The following is a 15,051-nucleotide window of genomic DNA, read 5'->3' as shown; positions in this document are numbered from 1 at the left end:
AACGTTACCTTTCGCCGTGCCCGGGCGTCCGGCGTCGGGCGACGACGGCGTCAACCACCAGGGCGACCATGAGCAGGAACGCCACCGGCAGCCCGTAGAGCGCGGTGGACGTGATCCAGGCCGGTGCCACCACGTTGTTGAAGGCCATGGCCATGACGGCTCCGACAGCCGCCAGCGAGAGTGCGGCAACGGCGGCAGCAAGAATCAAGAGGGGCCGCCGGAAGCGCTGTGCAGTCATGGAGCCAACGCTAACAGCCCGGCTTCGCCCGCGCCTCAAGCCGTCAAAGTAGCCAAGGCAGGATAACCTTAGAGGAACAGACCAACACGGTCCGGGCAGTCACACCCTGAACCCGCATATCCATGCGGATGCGGTGACCGCCGGCCGCGTCCCCGCAGAACGAAGAAGGTTGATTACGTGCCCACCGGCAAGGTCAAGTGGTATGACAAGGAAAAAGGCTTCGGATTCCTCGCAGGCGAAGACGGCCAGGAAGTCTTCCTGCCTAAGTCGGCGCTGCCCGAGGGTGTCACGGAGCTGAAGGCCGGAACCCGGGTGGAGTTCGGCGTGGCCGACGGCCGCAAGGGAGCCCAGGCCCTGGGCCTGCGGGTGCTGGACAAGACCCCTTCGATAGCCAAGGCCAAGCGGCCCAGCGCGAAGGACCTCGCGCCGCTGGTGCAGGACCTCGTCAGCGTGCTGGACAACCTCTCCGGAACGCTGTCCGCGGGCAAGTACCCGGAAGGCAACAAGGCCAAGGCGATCGCCGTCGCGCTGCGTAAGGTCGCCGACGAGCTGGACGCGTAAGGCCCTGCGATGACTCCGGAACCTGAACAGAACGCCCCGGCGGCCGGTGCGGCCGCCAAGGCCGTCGGCGCCAAAGCAGGATCCAAGCCCCGCTACGGCGTGCCGGTCTGGCGCGTCGGCAAGCCCGATGCTTTCCTGGCCGCGTCCGTCGACGTCGCGCGCTCGGCTGTGGAAGGGATCGCGCCGGCAGAACAGATTGGCCGCCATCTGGGCGCCAAGAGTGAAGGCGACCGCCTGGTTACGCACCTCTTCGAGTCCAAGCTGCCCGGCTACGGCGGCTGGCAGTGGTACGCGGTGCTGACGCGGAACTCGCGCTCCAAGACCGTGACAGTCGATGAGCTGGGGCTGCTGCCCTCCGAGGACTCCATCCTGGCCCCGGAATGGGTGCCGTGGGCCGAACGGGTTCGGCCCGAGGACGCGCAACAGGACGACGCCGCCGAAACTCCCGCTGCCGGGGCCCCGGCGCATGAGCCAGCCGGGGCAGGTTCCGCGGACACGCAGGCAGAGCCCGCCGACGCCGACGGTACGGTCCAGGGCGAGTCCGCCGTCGAGGCCGACTAACGGTTTGGCGCCGTTCGGGAGCATGCAGTGGAAGGTCGGGACATGAGGTCCACCTTCAAATCGCTGCACATCCTGAACTACCGCATCTGGTTCATTGGGGCCCTGATCTCCAATATCGGAACCTGGATGCAGCGCACCGCGCAGGACTGGCTCGTCTTTGACCACCTGAGCGACCAGGACGCCGGCGCGATGGGCATCACCATGGCCCTGCAGCTGGGCCCGCAGCTTTTCCTCGCACCCGTCGCCGGGCTGGTTGCCGACCGCTTCAACCGCAGGCAACTGCTGGTGATGACCCAGTCCTCCATGGCCCTGCTGAGCGCGGCGCTCGGCGCCCTGGTCCTGTCCGGAGCGGCGCAGCTCTGGCACGTCTACGTCTTCGCGCTGCTGCTGGGCGTCGTGTCCGCCGTGGACGCGCCGGTACGCCAGACCTTCGTTTCCGAGCTGGTGCGCGACGACTACCTGCCCAACGCCGTCGCCCTCAACAGTGCCTCCTTCAATGTCGCACGGATGATCGGACCCGCCGTCGCGGGCCTGCTGACCGTGGCCATCGGGCCCGGCTGGGTCTTCCTGATTAACACGCTCACCTTCGTGGCGCTGCTCCTGAGCCTGGCCAGGATCCCGGCCGCTTCGCTCCGGCAGCTGCCCAAGGCCCCCGCCGGCAAGGGCAGGATCCGCGAGGGACTGCGCTACGTCCGCTTCCGGCCGGACATCGTGGTGGTGCTGGTGGCCGTCTTCATCGTGGGCACCCTGGGGCTGAACTTCGTCCTCTTCATCGCCGCCATGGTCGGCACGGAATTCGGCCTCGACGCCGGCGCCTTCGGCCTGATGAACTCGATCATGGCGATTGGTTCGGTTGCCGGCGCACTGCTCTCCGCCGGACGGAACAAGCCGCGGATGCGGGTGATCTTCGGCGCGGCCGGCGCCTTCGGGCTGACCTCCGGCCTCGCCGCCCTGGCCCCGGATTACTTCTGGTTCGGCGTCGCGCTGGTGCCGGTCGGCCTGTTCGCGATCACCATGATGACCAGCGCCAACGGCTACGTCCAGACCACCACGGACCCTGTGATGCGCGGCAGGGTGATGGCCCTGTACATGGCGATCTTCATGGGCGGCACCCCCATCGGCGCGCCATTGGTCGGGTGGGTGGCCAACGTAGCCGGCGCCCGCTGGTCGATGGGCGTGGCGGCGGCGTCCGGGCTTATCGCGGCCGTGATCGGCATGGTCTGGATCATCCGGGCAAAGCAGCTGCGGATCGCCTTCAACCGGCGTGCGCGGGGGCTGCGTTATTTCCGGGTTGTCCCGGGCGGTGCGGCAACCGGCGCGGTTAGGGACGGGAAGCCGGACGGCGCCGCCCGGGCGGAAAACCCGAACGGCGCCGTCGACGGCTAAAGCTTTCGCGAGGGGCGGCCCTACTTTTTGAGTTCGCCCACCACGAAGTCGATGCACTCGAGCAGTGCGGAGACGTCGTCCGGATCAATCGCCACGAAGGTGGCGATCCGCAGCTGGTTCCGTCCCAGCTTCCGGTAAGGCTCGGTGTCCACGATGCCGTTGGCGCGCAGGACCTTGGCGATGGCCGAGGCGTCAATTGACTCGTCGAAGTCGATGGTCGCGATCACGTTGGACCGGTCCTCGGCCCGGGCCACGAACGGTGTGGCGTACTCGGAGGCCTCGGCCCAGCGGTAGATGCGTCCGGCTGAATCGGCGGTGCGTGCGGCGGCGAAGTCGAGGCCGCCGTTGGCGTTGAGCCACTGCACCTGCGCATCCAGCGTTACGAGGGTCGCCAGCGCCGGGGTGTTGTAGGTCTGGTTCAGGCGCGAGTTGTCGATCGCGGTCTGGAGGTCCAGGAAGTCCGGAATCCAGCGGCCGCTGGCCTTGATCCGGGCGGCGCGCTCCAAGGCTGCCGGAGAGAACAGCCCCAGCCACAGGCCGCCGTCGGAGGCGAAGTTCTTCTGCGGGGCAAAGTAGTAGACGTCGGCTTCGGTGACGTCCACGTCCAGGCCGCCGGCCGCGGAGGTGGCGTCCACCAGGACGAGGGAGCCTGCATCGGCCCCTGCCACGCGCTGGACCGGTGCGGCGACACCGGTGGAAGTCTCGTTCTGCGGCCAGGCGTACACGTCGACGCCCGCCTCGGCTTGAGCCGCGGGACGGGTGCCCGGCTCGGACTTGATGATCGAGGACTCGGCTAGGAACGGGGCCTTGTTGGTGGCGGCGGCGAACTTGGAGCCGAACTCGCCGAAGGAGAGGTGCTGCGCTTTGTTCTCCACCAGGCCGAAGCTGGCGATGTCCCAGAACGCCGTGGAACCGCCGACGCCGAGGATGACCTCGTAGCCGTCGGGGGCGCGGAAGAAGTCGCTGAGGCCGGTACGGACCGACCCCACGAGGTTCTTGACCGGGGCCTGGCGGTGCGAGGTTCCCAGCAGCGTCGCCGACGCTGCGGACAGGGCCGCCATCTGCTCGGGCCGGACCTTCGACGGGCCGGCGCCAAACCGCCCGTCCTTCGGCAGGAGGTTCGCAGGGATAGTGATGCTGGTGTCGCTCACAGTGGCTCCAATTTTCGGCTGGGTGCGTGGCGTGGCTCGGACGGGCCCTGCCGGGCGTGGCCGGGACCCGCTATTTATTCTGCCCGACGGCGCCATCCGGGCGGGAACTGCGGCCGTCACAGTCCGGTCATTGAGACGCCGGTGGGGGAGTCCGGCGGGTGCCCTGCGGGAGCCCGCCAAAGGTGCGGGCGGCAGCCCGCACGGGTCAGCCCGAAGGCCGGCAGATTATTCGGACAAATTCAAAATAGGCTAGGCTATGCGGTGACGTACGGCGGATCTCGCCGGGGCGCATCCCGCACGCTGTACGGTGGGAATGACGCAAGGACGGCGCTCGAGGAGCTGAGCTGAATGACGGATCTGATCGATACCACTGAGATGTATCTTCGGACCATCCTGGAACTTGAAGAAGAGAACATCGTCGCCCTCCGCGCCCGAATTGCCGAACGCCTCCGCCACTCCGGCCCCACCGTCTCCCAGACCGTCGGGCGGATGGAACGGGACGGCCTCGTGGTTGTTTCCGGGGACCGGCACCTCGAACTGACCGACACGGGCCGCAAGCGTGCCATCGAAGTCATGCGCAAGCACCGCCTGGCCGAGCGGCTGCTCGCCGACGTGATCGGACTGGATTGGGCCTACGTCCACGAGGAAGCGTGCCGCTGGGAGCATGTGATGAGCGAACGGGTCGAGCGCCGCATCTTCGAAATGCTGGACCATCCGACCGTTTCCCCCTACGGGAACCCGATCCCCGGACTCGCCGAACTGGGCGGACTCCCGACGCCGGAACGCGGCGGGGTGGTCAACCTGCTGGAGGCGATGGCCGGGTACGGCGCGGATTCCCGGATCACCGTCAACCGCTTGGCCGAGCCGATCCAGGTTGAGCCGGAGCTGCTGCTCCAGCTGGACGAGGGCGGAATCCGCCCCGGCGCCAGGGTGTCGCTGGAGCGCGTGGGCGAGTACATTTCGGTCCGGGTGCCGGACATTGAAGGGGCACTCGAACTGCCGCCCGAGGTTGCCGCGCACGTCTTCGTTACCCTCGGGTAACCTGGCGTCGCATCTTGCCCCGAAATAGCCGGGGAGTTGTCCACAAGGGAGATCACGGAATTATCACCGTCTGCCTTAATCCCCTATAGTTGATGACTAGCACTGATACTAAAGCGTTATCTGATCCGAAGCCGAGCTCTGCCAGCGGATCAGTAGGCGATTCACCTTCTGGCAGAGGCGGGGGAACCACAACCGGCTGCCTAATTCAGCAGCCTTGGGGTGAAGTCCGCTAGCGGCAGGCAAACTCAATCGGGAGCATCCTTGGATGCCCCTGTGCCTGGATGCCTGCACCGGCGGACCGGGTCTTTGATCTCTCTGACCCGAATCCGACAGCTAACTTCGCAGGCTATCCAGAGAGGAACCCTTCTTGACCACCCAGACCGTCAGGGGCCGCCGTCGTGCGACCGGTCCCGCTCCGGAGCCGCGCCCGGCCGCCGTCTTCCTTGACGAGCGCCCGCGTGACGCGCGCCGCGATGAGCGCCGCGGCCGGCGCAGCCCGCTCCGTCAGGTGACAGACTTCGCCGCCGTCAGCGGCGTCGGGCAGAAGGCCGGCATAGCCTTGGCTGCCACGGGTCTGGTCCTCACAGTGACGGTCCCTGCCACCGGCCCGGTAATGGCCTCAGACCCCGCCCGGTCCGGTTCCGTTTCCGCGGCGGCGCAGCCCGAGGTCAAAGCCCCGGCTGCCGAAATCAATTTCAACCGCACGGCCGTCACCACGAAGGGTGACCCGGACAGCAAGCTCAAGCAGCTGCTGAGCGCCCAGTCCGTCGGCAGCATCACCCGGGCGGCATCCGCGGGCAGCCTTGGGGCTCCCTTGGACGTCATGGTCACTGCCTCGCCTTTCGGCTACCGGGTCAGTCCCATCACGGGAGCCCTCGGGGAATTCCACCGCGGGCAGGATTACGCAGCCCAGTGCGGCACCCCCGTGCATGCCGCTGCGAGCGGCACCGTAACTTTCTCCGGCTGGCACCCCTATGGGGGCGGCAACCGGGTCGTGATCGACCATGGCAACGGCCTGGAGACCACGTATAACCACTTGTCGTCGTCCGATGTCCACGTGGGCCAGCAGGTCTCCCGTGGTGATGTGGTGGCGATGAGCGGGACCACCGGCGCCTCCACCGGTTGCCACCTCCACTTCGAGGTGATGGTCAATGGAGAAGTTGTTGACCCGCTCGGCTGGCTTTAGCCAAGCCGAGGGACAGCTCGCATTTCTGTGACACGCCGTGATCTGAATGTGACATTGAGTCCCAACTGTTGTACCGTATGAAGCACGCCAACTTCTCCGAAGTTGGCGCTCTTGAGTGGATTGCCTAACTCTGCCACCGCTCAAGGTCCGTTCGCATGACATCGTCTGGCAGGGGCGGGGGAACCAATTTTGGTCTTCGCAAGAAGACCTAGGGGTTAAGTCGCAAAGCTTCCCAGGAAGCAGCGCGGCCGGGTGACTCCCATCCGAATCCGACAGCTCACCTCGTAGGCATTGGGAGAGGCTACTTTCGTGTCTTCACGCCACAATGCTGCGCGTTCTCGCGCTGGCGAGGCTCAGTTGAGCCCGCTGAACTCCATGCTCCGCCTTGCCCTTGCCGGCGCCCGGACTGGTTCACACAACGCAGTTCCCGCTTTTGGCGCGTCTTCGCAGTACACCCTTCGCTAAGAAACCCGTTTCGGGGCGATCCGGCGTACCCCCAAGATGCCGGAGCGTCCTCAGTCCCGCCTGCATGCAGCGCGGACCCAAGGATCACGAAAGAGAGAACTAGATGACTACTCGTGCAACCATTGCACGCCACCGCGCGGAGGTCACCAAGACCAACTCGCTGGCTGTCATTGCTAAGGCCGTCGGCGACAACGCCGGTGGCATGGGTCGCCAGGCCGCGGTTATCGCTGCTGCCTCCGGCCTGGTCCTGACCAGCGGTATCGCAGCCAACGCTGCCGACACCAACGTTCAGCGTGAATCGGCTTCCGCTTCGGCCATGGAAGTACAGTCCAACGCGCCGGCCACGATCTCCGCGGCCTCCAGCATCGCGATCTCCTACGAGAAGCCTGCTGTAAAGACCGCACCTGCCCCGGTCGCCGAGGCTGCCCAGCCCGTCGTCAACGTCCAGGAAGCCGGCACCGCCGCTACCGGCACCGGCACCGGCACCGCGGTCACCGCATCGCTGGCCACCAAGGCTCCCGCCGCCGTCAGCGGCATGGGCGCCTCCATCGCTGCTGCTGCTTACGCTCAGATCGGTGTCTCCCAGGACTGCACCATGCTGGCCACCAACGCCCTGGCCGCAGTGGGCATCCACTACCACGGCTGGCCGGCAGGTTACCTGTCCCTGGGACGCACCGTGAGTGCCGCAGAGGCTCAGCCGGGTGACCTCGCCTACTATCAGAACGGTGGCATGGGCATGGCCCACATCGCCGTCTACGTCGGCAACGGCATGGCCGTCCACGGCGGCTGGAACGGCGGCACCACCGCGCTGTACAGCGTCAACGTCGGCTCCGGCCCGGTCTTCATCCGCGTCGGCGGCTAGGACTTAGGCGCCTCTAACGCCTGAAGCTTTGCGAAGGACCCCTGCCCCTGCGGCAGGGGTCCTTTGTCATGCGTAGCCGGCAACCGCATCGCGAGCCGAGAGTCCCGTCAAAGAAAAATTCGGCAATCCGGGCCTCCGGTGTTTACTCTTGTGGTGTCGATCCATAGCCCGACCATGCACAGGGCAGCCGGCCCTCGTGCCCCTGGCGGGTGCGGCCGTGAAGAGGTATGCGGATGCGCACTCTCGTTCTGAATGCTGGATATGAACCGCTGGCGGTAGTTACCTTCCGCCGGGCGCTGGTGCTTGTACTGACCGGAAAGGCCAGCGTGGTGGCCGAAGGGGACGATCCCGTGGTGGGACCGCAGGATATCCTAGGCCGGCCAACCGTGATCCTGCTGAACCGGTACATCAGGCCGCGTTACAACACCTTGACGGCAGTCAGCCGCAGGGGAGTCCTGCGCCGGGACAACCACCGCTGCGCGTACTGCGGCAAGGCGGCGCACACCATCGACCATGTCCACCCCAAGTCTCGGGGCGGCGCGGATTCGTGGGAGAACCTGGTGGCAGCCTGCCTGCGCTGCAACAACGCCAAGGGGGACCATACCCCCGCCGAAATGGGCTGGAAGCTCGGCTTCGTTCCGGGCCCACCCAAGGGCACGATCTGGCAGATCAAGGAACTGGAAAAGCCGACGCCCGCCTGGGACCCGTTCCTGCTCCCCGAAAAGGCGCACTGACAAAGGGCCGCCGACGCCGCGGGCCGGCTCTACCCGGTGACGGTAGGGCTAGGCTGGGTTGGTGGAATTCGACGCTATTGTTCTCGCCGGAGGCCGGTCGACCAGGCTGGGCGGCGTGCCCAAGGCCCTGCTGGCGGTCGACGGCGCCACCCTGCTCGAGCGGTCGCTGCAGGCTGCCCGGGGCGCCCGCCGGATAGTCGTCGTCGGCCCCGCCGCCGGTAGCCTTCCGTCGGACGTGCTGGCCTGCCGGGAGGAACCGCCCTTCGCCGGCCCCGCCGCCGCGATTGCGGCCGGCCTCTCCGCATTGTCTGCCGCGGCAGACAGGGGCGATCCCGGTGCCGGGCGCCCGGCACCACTGACCCTCGTGCTGGCCTGCGACATGCCCCGCGCCGCCGCCGCCGTCCGCGCCCTGCTCGACGTCGCGGCCGACTTGCCCGCCGACTTCCCCGCCGACTTGCCCGCCGGAGCGCCGGGCAGTGACGAGGCCGGTCCCAGGGACGGGGTCGTCGCCGTCTCGGCGGAAGGCCGAACGCAGCCACTCGTGGGGCTATATGGCACGGCCGCGCTAGAACGCGCCGTCGCCGACGCGGCCCGGCGGAACGCGCTTGAGGGCGGCTCGGTGTTCTCCCTCCTTGCTAGTCTTGAGCTGCGGGAGGTTCCGGCTCCGCCCGGCTCCACGGATGACGTGGATACTTGGGACGACGCCGCCGCTTTGGGGGCGTCGACTCCCGGCCAGGGACCGTCCGGGGCGCTGCAGCCCAACCTAACTTTGGAGGCAAACGGTGAAGAGCCAGGATGAAACGCTTGAAGACTGGTGCCGTGCGCTGCTCCAGGCCCTTGAGCTCGAAGATGTCGAGATCGACATCAACGAGGTGCTGGGCCTGGCCGGTGTGGCGGCCCATTCGGTCGTCCGCCCCGCCGCGCCGCTGACCACTTTCATCGCCGGCTTTGCAGCCGGCCTGGCGTCCGGAACCGGGCAGGCGCCGGACGATGTCTCGATGCAGGCCGCCATGGGCGTCGCCCGGAAACTCGCCAAGGACTACGCCGCAGCCGAGGCCTCCGGGGCATGACCCCGGAACCCCCTCACGGCAGCCCTGGCGCCGACGCCGAAACCGAAGCCGCGGACGCCGAAACCGACGCCGGAACCAATGCGAGCGATGCCCCGGAGGCACCGCACCGGCATCTGGCGCACAGTTGGCAGGAAGCCCGGCAACTGGCCTTCGACTGCGCCGCGCCCATCCCCTCAGCGCCTGTGCCGCTGCGCCACGCCCTGGGGAGGACCCTGGCCGAGGATGTGACGGCCCTGCACGACATGCCGCACTACGCGTCCTCCGCGATGGACGGCTGGGCGGTCAGCGGCAGCGGGCCCTGGATCCTCGCCGAACCGGGCCAGCGGTTGGCCCCGCACCAGGCGAGTCCGATTGTCACCGGCGGCCTGATTCCGCCGGGTGCCAAGACCGTGCTCCGCAGCGAGAGCGGCGTCATCGCCCCGGACGAGGACGGGCTTCCGGTCCTCAAACTCGGCGGCGGCGCCAAACCCGGCGAACCCCGCAATGGCGACCACATCCGCAAGGCCGCTGAGGAGGCGGCCGCCGGCGAACTTCTGATCCAGGCGGGCGCCGTGCTCAACCCGGCACACCTCGCCCTGGCCGCCCTCGCCGGGCACGACGCCCTGCCGGTCCTCGGCAAGGCCGTCGTCCGGCTGGTGTTCACCGGCGCCGAAGTCGTCAGCACCGGTGTACCCGCGCCGGGAGAGGTGCGGGACACCTTCGGCCCGCAACTTGCCGCCGTCGTGGAAATGCTCGGCGGGATTTGTGCGGGAGAGACCAAGATCGGGGACAGCGACGCCGACTGGCTCGCCGCACTCGAGGACACCGAGGCGCCGGAGGCCGGCAACGACCCCCTCTCCGGCTTTGGGGACGGCGCGGAACAGTCCGAGGACACGCTGCCGGCCGACGTCGTCATCACCACCGGCGGCACAGGACGTTCCGGCACCGACCACCTGCGGCGGACGGTCGCGGAATTGGGCGGCAGGTTGCTGATCGACGGCATCGCGATGCGGCCAGGCCACCCCGCGGTCCTGGCAGAACTGCCGGACGGGCGCTTCGTCATCGGGTTGCCCGGCAACCCGCTCGCGGCCATGATGGCGCTGTCCACGATCGGCGCCCCGCTGCTGGCAGCGCTGGGCCACAGGACGGCGCCTCCGGTGACCGAGGTGCCGTGCGGGACCATGATCGAGCCCGACCCCGGCCGCACCCGGCTGATGCCGTTCCGCATGGTGTACGGCATGGCATCGCCGGCCCAGCACACCGGCCCGGGCATGATGCGCGGTCTGGCGGCGGCCGACGGCATCCTGGTGGTGCCGCCGCACGGCGTGCAGCTGGGGGAGCCGGTGCCGGCGTTCGCCTTGCCGTGGGGAGCTGCCCTGCCGGAACCGGCCGCCGCCAAGACCGCCGCAAAACCGGCCGCCAAGCGCGCCGCCAGGAAGCCGGCTGCGGACGGTCCGGTTGACTGGAGCGGGCTGCTTGGCTGACCCGCGAACCGGGGCCATGATGGATTCAGGGACCCGTCGCGCCACGCGGCAGGATCCGAACGCAATGTTTATGAGGAGTATCCGATGGGCCGCGTGACACAGCGCCGCAAGGTGCACAAATTTGTTCTGGACGGCTCGGCGCAGGCCTTGGAGTTCCCGGTCCGGCACCGGGAAGACGTGCTGGCGGTCGAGGAACCGCTCGAGATCCGGCTGGGTAATCTGTCCTTCTCCGTCACGATGCGGACCCCCGGCAACGACTTCGACCTCGTCGCCGGATTCCTGGTCTCGGAAGGGGTCATCTGGACGGCGGAGCAGCTCGTCTCACTGCGCTTCTGCGCCGGCGAGGACGAGGACGGGGTCCAGACCTTCAACGTCGTTGAGGCCCAGCTGCGCCCCGACGTCGTCCGGCCGGACACAGGACGCAACTTCTTCACCTCCAGCTCCTGCGGGATCTGCGGAACCGACTCGATCGACGCCGTGCGCAAGTCCTCCCACTTCAGCCCCGTGGCGGACCCGCTGACCGTTCCGGTGGAGACGCTGGCTTCGCTGCCGGACCGGCTCCGCGGAGCCCAGGCCGTTTTCGATGTCACCGGCGGTGTGCACGCAGCAGGACTTTTCCGGCTTTCCGACGACGGCTCGGCTGAACTGCTCTGCCTGCGGGAGGACGTAGGCCGGCACAACGCGGTGGACAAGGTGGTGGGCTGGGCGCTGCGGGAAGGCCTGCTGCCCCTGCGCGGGACCGTGCTCCAGGTTTCGGGCCGTGCGTCCTTCGAGCTGGTGCAGAAGGCCTCGCTGGCCGGGATCCCGGTGCTGGCCGCTGTCAGCGCGCCCTCCAGCCTGGCCGTGGAACTCGCGGAAGCCAGCGGAATGACGCTCGCCGGTTTTAGCCGCGGCACCACCTTGAACGTGTACGCCGGCCACGAACGAGTGGCCCTGCGGCAGTCATCTGCCAGCGACGCACACGCATAACCTGCGTTGGCTTTACCGCGGCGGCCGTCGTAGATTTTATCCATCGACTGGACACAAGGTCGACCACGACGTTGCCACACCGGCACCAGCGCTAAGAGGATCACATTGCACGACGACCGCCGTCTCACGGAAGTCCGGCTGGACCGCTTTCTACGCGAACGCGTCTTCCCGGCCGTGTACCCGCGCCGCGTCCCACTCACCTTGAACAGCTGGGACGCTCCCGGTGAACCAGTCACGGTGCAGGAGGCGCTGCGGCAGACATTCAGCCCGCAGGAGCAGGGGGCGCCGTGGGGGCAGCCGTGGAGCACCAAGTGGCTCCGCCTTCAGGGTGATGTCCCCGATTCCTGGGGCAGCGGTGCGGATACCGCCGTCGAAATCCTGGTGGATCTTGGCTTCAACAGTGATCTGCCCGGATTCCAGTGTGAGGGCACTGCCTGGCGCGCCGACGGGTCGGTGATCAAGGCGATCTCGCCCCGGAACCAGTACATCCCCCTGAAGCTGCTCGGCAGCGGCATGAGCGTGGACTTCTACGTCGAGGCAGCGGCGAATCCCGACCTGTCGCAGGGCTGGACCTTCGCGGCCACCCCCTACGGGGACAAGGCCACCGCCGGCTCCGAGGTGCAGTACCGGCTGGGCCCGATCGTGATCGCCGAGCTCAACCAGGCGGTCTGGGAATTGCAGCAGGACATCGATGCGCTCCGCGGGCTCATGCACGAATTGCCCATGGAGCTGCCCCGAAGGCACGAGATCCTCCGGGCACTGGAGCGGATGCTGGACGTCATGGATCCGGACGACGTCCCCGGAACCGCCGCCGCCGGCCGCGCCGCCCTCGCCGAAGTGCTGGCCCGACCGGCCTACGCCTCCGCCCACCAGCTGGTCGCCACCGGCCACGCGCACATCGACTCCGCATGGCTGTGGCCCGTCCGGGAAACCATCCGCAAGTGCGCGCGGACCTTCTCCAACGTCGTTGCGCTGATGGACGAGGATCCTGAATTCGTCTTTTCCTGCTCCTCGGCGCAGCAGCTGGCCTGGATGAAGGAGTACTACCCGGAGCTCTTCGCGCGCATCCGGGAAAAGGTCAAGACCGGCCAATTCGTCCCGGTGGGCGGGATGTGGGTCGAATCGGACAGCAACATGCCCGGCGGCGAAGCCATGGCGCGCCAGTTCCTGGAGGGCAAGAGCTTCTTCCTCGCGGAGTTCGACGTCGAATGCCAGGAAGCCTGGCTGCCGGACACCTTCGGTTATTCCGCAGCAATGCCGCAGATCGTCAAGGCCGCCGGCAGCAAGTGGTTCCTGACCCAGAAGATTTCCTGGAACCAAGTCAACCGGATGCCGCACCATACCTTCCACTGGGAAGGGATCGACGGTACCCGGCTGTTCACGCACTTCCCGCCGGTGGACACCTATAGCTCCGAAATCAGCGCCCGGGAGCTGGCGCACGCCGAGCGCAACTACCGGGACCACGGCCGCGGCACCATGTCGCTGCTTCCGTTCGGCTACGGCGACGGCGGCGGCGGCCCCACCCGGGAGATGCTGGCGGCAGCGCGGCGCAACGCGGACCTGGAGGGGTCGCCCAAGGTCCGGCTCGGCTCGGCCGCGGAGTTCTTCGCTGGCGCCGAGGCGGAATACCAGGCACTCCCGGTCTGGATGGGCGAGATGTACCTGGAACTCCACCGCGGCACGTACACCAGCCAGGCCAACACCAAGCGGGGAAACCGGCGCAGCGAGCACCTCCTCCGGGAGGCGGAGCTCTGGTGCGCCACCGCGGCGGTCCGGACCGGCGCCGACTACCCGGCAGCCGAGCTCAAGCGGCTCTGGCGGCTGGTCCTGCTGCAGCAGTTCCACGACATCCTGCCCGGCAGTTCGATCGCCTGGGTGCATCAGGACGCGGAGCGGAACTACGACGCCGTCGCCCGCCAGCTGGAAGCGATCATCGCAGCCGCGGCCGGCGCCGTGCTGGGGGAGGGCGAGCAGGAGTTCCTGCTCAACGCCGCCCCTCATCCGCGCGAGGGCGTCCCGGCGCTCGGCGCAGCCACGCCAGCGCCTGCGGCCGCCCCCGTGGAATCGGCGGAGGCCCAGGGCGGCTACCTGCTGGATAACGGAATCATCCGCGCCGTGGTGAACGCCGACGGCCTGCTGGTCTCGCTGCGGGACTACGCCGCCGGGCGCGAAGCGATCGCGCCGGGGGAGTTCGGCAACCTGCTGGAACTGCACCGGGACACCCCGAACGAATGGGATGCCTGGGACATCGACGCGTTTTATCGCCGCAACGTCACGGCGCTGACCGAGGCCCGCTCCGTAGCGCTGGAACGCGACGGCGGTGCCGCCGTCGTCGTGGTGGAGCGGCTGGCCGGGACCTCCGCCGTGACCCAGCGGATCCGGCTGGAGCCGGGCTCGGCGTCGCTGGAGATCTCCACGGCGGTGGACTGGCAGGAACGCGAGAAGCTGCTCAAGCTCGGCTTCGCCTTCGACGTCCGGGCCGACCGATCCGCCGCGGAGACGCAATTCGGCCACGTGTTCCGGCCTACCCACCTCAATACCTCGTGGGAGGCCGCAAAGTTCGAAATCTGTGCGCACCGCTGGATCCATGTGGCCGAGCCCGGCTACGGCGTGGCGGTCTCGAATGCCGCCAGCTACGGCCACGACGTCACTCGCAATATCCGCCAGGACGACGGCGGCACCACCACCACCGTCCGGGTCTCGCTGCTGCGGGCACCCAAGTTCCCGGACCCGAACGCGGACCGCGGCCCGCACGAACTCACCGTCACCGTCCGGCCCGGCGCCAGCATCGCCGACGCAGTCGAGGAGGGCTACCGCACCAACCTCGCCCCGCGCGTGGTCAGGGGAGGGCACGGCGTGGAGCCGCTGTTCACGGTCTCCAATCCCGCCATCGTGATCGAGGCGGTCAAGCTGGCGGAGGACGGTTCAGGCGACGTAGTTGTCCGCCTCTACGAGTCCCTCGGGCAGCGCTCGTCCGGAGCGGTTTCGGAGCATTTCGGAGCCACGAATGTCCAGGCGGTGGATCTGTTGGAACGCGTGGTGGACGCTCCCGGTGTGACGGTGCGGGACGGGGCTGCCGAGCTCACGCTTCGGCCCTTCCAGCTGCTCACCCTGAGGTTCCGGCGCTGACGGTGCCAGGCTGATGGTGCAGGAGGAGATGAAGGGGCGGCCTGCGCAGCCGCATCGGCCAGTTAATAGTGCCCTTTAAACAGGCTGAGTGGGAGCGGTCCTTCCGGACCGCTACCACTCATCCCCCCAATGGCGCTTGGACGTTTCACCTGGCCACGTAAGAACTGAATCCCCATTCACGAAGCCGGCTAGCGTTTTCACACATTTATGATTCTCTCACGCTCTAATGATTTTG

At 67.9% G+C, this 15,051-nt stretch carries 14 protein-coding genes and 2 riboswitches; of the genes, 12 read left to right on the top strand and 2 right to left on the bottom strand.

The genetic code is table 11. The annotated features are described in order from the left end of the window. Window positions 1–4: 4 nt before the first annotated feature. Entirely contained in the window at window positions 5–238 is a 234-nt protein-coding gene (locus AC1DK9_RS13985; protein WP_476863380.1) for a hypothetical protein, read from the bottom strand. 177 nt (window positions 239–415) lie between these two features. On the opposite strand from AC1DK9_RS13985, the gene AC1DK9_RS13980 reads away from it, so the two are divergent. Genes AC1DK9_RS13980 through AC1DK9_RS13970 form a run of 3 tightly spaced genes read left to right on the top strand, consistent with a single transcriptional unit; the run spans window position 416 to window position 2,746 of the window. Further along, window positions 416–799, top strand: coding sequence for a cold shock domain-containing protein (locus AC1DK9_RS13980; RefSeq protein WP_175322024.1), 384 nt, complete (start codon window positions 416–418; stop codon window positions 797–799). A 9-nt stretch (window positions 800–808) separates the two neighbouring features. Then, entirely contained in the window at window positions 809–1,360 is a 552-nt protein-coding gene (locus AC1DK9_RS13975) for a DUF3027 domain-containing protein (protein WP_476863379.1), read from the top strand. A gap of 42 nt (window positions 1,361–1,402) precedes the next feature. Further along, window positions 1,403–2,746 (top strand): MFS transporter, encoded by a 1,344-nt coding sequence (locus AC1DK9_RS13970; protein ID WP_476863378.1) that lies wholly within the window; start codon window positions 1,403–1,405, stop codon window positions 2,744–2,746. Between the two features lie 20 nt (window positions 2,747–2,766). Here the strand turns inward: AC1DK9_RS13970 and serC are convergent, their stop codons facing one another. Beyond that, entirely contained in the window at window positions 2,767–3,897 is a 1,131-nt protein-coding gene (gene serC, locus AC1DK9_RS13965) for a phosphoserine transaminase (protein WP_476916302.1), read from the bottom strand. 348 nt (window positions 3,898–4,245) lie between these two features. On the opposite strand from serC, the gene AC1DK9_RS13960 reads away from it, so the two are divergent. The 9 genes from AC1DK9_RS13960 (at window position 4,246) to AC1DK9_RS13920 (ending at window position 14,816) form a co-directional block, all read left to right on the top strand. Further along, the gene (locus tag AC1DK9_RS13960; RefSeq protein ID WP_476863376.1) at window positions 4,246–4,938 is read left to right on the top strand and encodes an iron-dependent transcriptional repressor DtxR; all 693 of its coding nucleotides are present in this window, start codon (window positions 4,246–4,248) and stop codon (window positions 4,936–4,938) included. 121 nt (window positions 4,939–5,059) lie between these two features. Continuing rightward, window positions 5,060–5,301: riboswitch (cyclic di-AMP (ydaO/yuaA leader) on the top strand. Between the two features lie 4 nt (window positions 5,302–5,305). Next, a complete protein-coding gene (locus tag AC1DK9_RS13955) occupies window positions 5,306–6,124 on the top strand; it encodes a M23 family metallopeptidase (protein ID WP_476916301.1) in 819 nt (272 codons plus the stop codon). Between the two features lie 146 nt (window positions 6,125–6,270). Beyond that, a riboswitch (cyclic di-AMP (ydaO/yuaA leader) is annotated at window positions 6,271–6,429 on the top strand. A gap of 263 nt (window positions 6,430–6,692) precedes the next feature. Beyond that, window positions 6,693–7,451, top strand: coding sequence for an NlpC/P60 family protein (locus tag AC1DK9_RS13950; protein ID WP_476916300.1), 759 nt, complete (start codon window positions 6,693–6,695; stop codon window positions 7,449–7,451). A gap of 233 nt (window positions 7,452–7,684) precedes the next feature. After that, on the top strand, window positions 7,685–8,185 hold the full coding sequence (locus AC1DK9_RS13945) for an HNH endonuclease (RefSeq protein WP_441418266.1): 501 nt from the start codon (window positions 7,685–7,687) through the stop codon (window positions 8,183–8,185). Between the two features lie 61 nt (window positions 8,186–8,246). Further along, the gene (gene mobA / locus AC1DK9_RS13940; protein WP_476916299.1) at window positions 8,247–8,984 is read left to right on the top strand and encodes a molybdenum cofactor guanylyltransferase; all 738 of its coding nucleotides are present in this window, start codon (window positions 8,247–8,249) and stop codon (window positions 8,982–8,984) included. Next, on the top strand, window positions 8,968–9,255 hold the full coding sequence (locus AC1DK9_RS13935) for a DUF6457 domain-containing protein (protein WP_476863372.1): 288 nt from the start codon (window positions 8,968–8,970) through the stop codon (window positions 9,253–9,255). The genes mobA and AC1DK9_RS13935 overlap by 17 nt, the downstream gene beginning before the upstream one ends. Continuing rightward, window positions 9,252–10,718, top strand: coding sequence for a molybdopterin-binding protein (locus AC1DK9_RS13930; protein ID WP_476916298.1), 1,467 nt, complete (start codon window positions 9,252–9,254; stop codon window positions 10,716–10,718). Before AC1DK9_RS13935 ends, AC1DK9_RS13930 begins: the two co-directional genes overlap by 4 nt. An 84-nt stretch (window positions 10,719–10,802) precedes the next feature. Next, window positions 10,803–11,687, top strand: a complete 885-nt coding sequence (fdhD, locus tag AC1DK9_RS13925; RefSeq protein ID WP_476916297.1) for a formate dehydrogenase accessory sulfurtransferase FdhD — start codon at window positions 10,803–10,805, stop codon at window positions 11,685–11,687. Window positions 11,688–11,792: 105 nt separating this feature from the next. Beyond that, window positions 11,793–14,816, top strand: coding sequence for an alpha-mannosidase (locus AC1DK9_RS13920; protein WP_476916296.1), 3,024 nt, complete (start codon window positions 11,793–11,795; stop codon window positions 14,814–14,816). Window positions 14,817–15,051 lie beyond the last annotated feature (235 nt).

It is taken from the genome of Arthrobacter sp. 01T414 (assembly GCF_056398965.1).
This window is presented reverse-complemented; position numbering and strand designations above follow the sequence as displayed.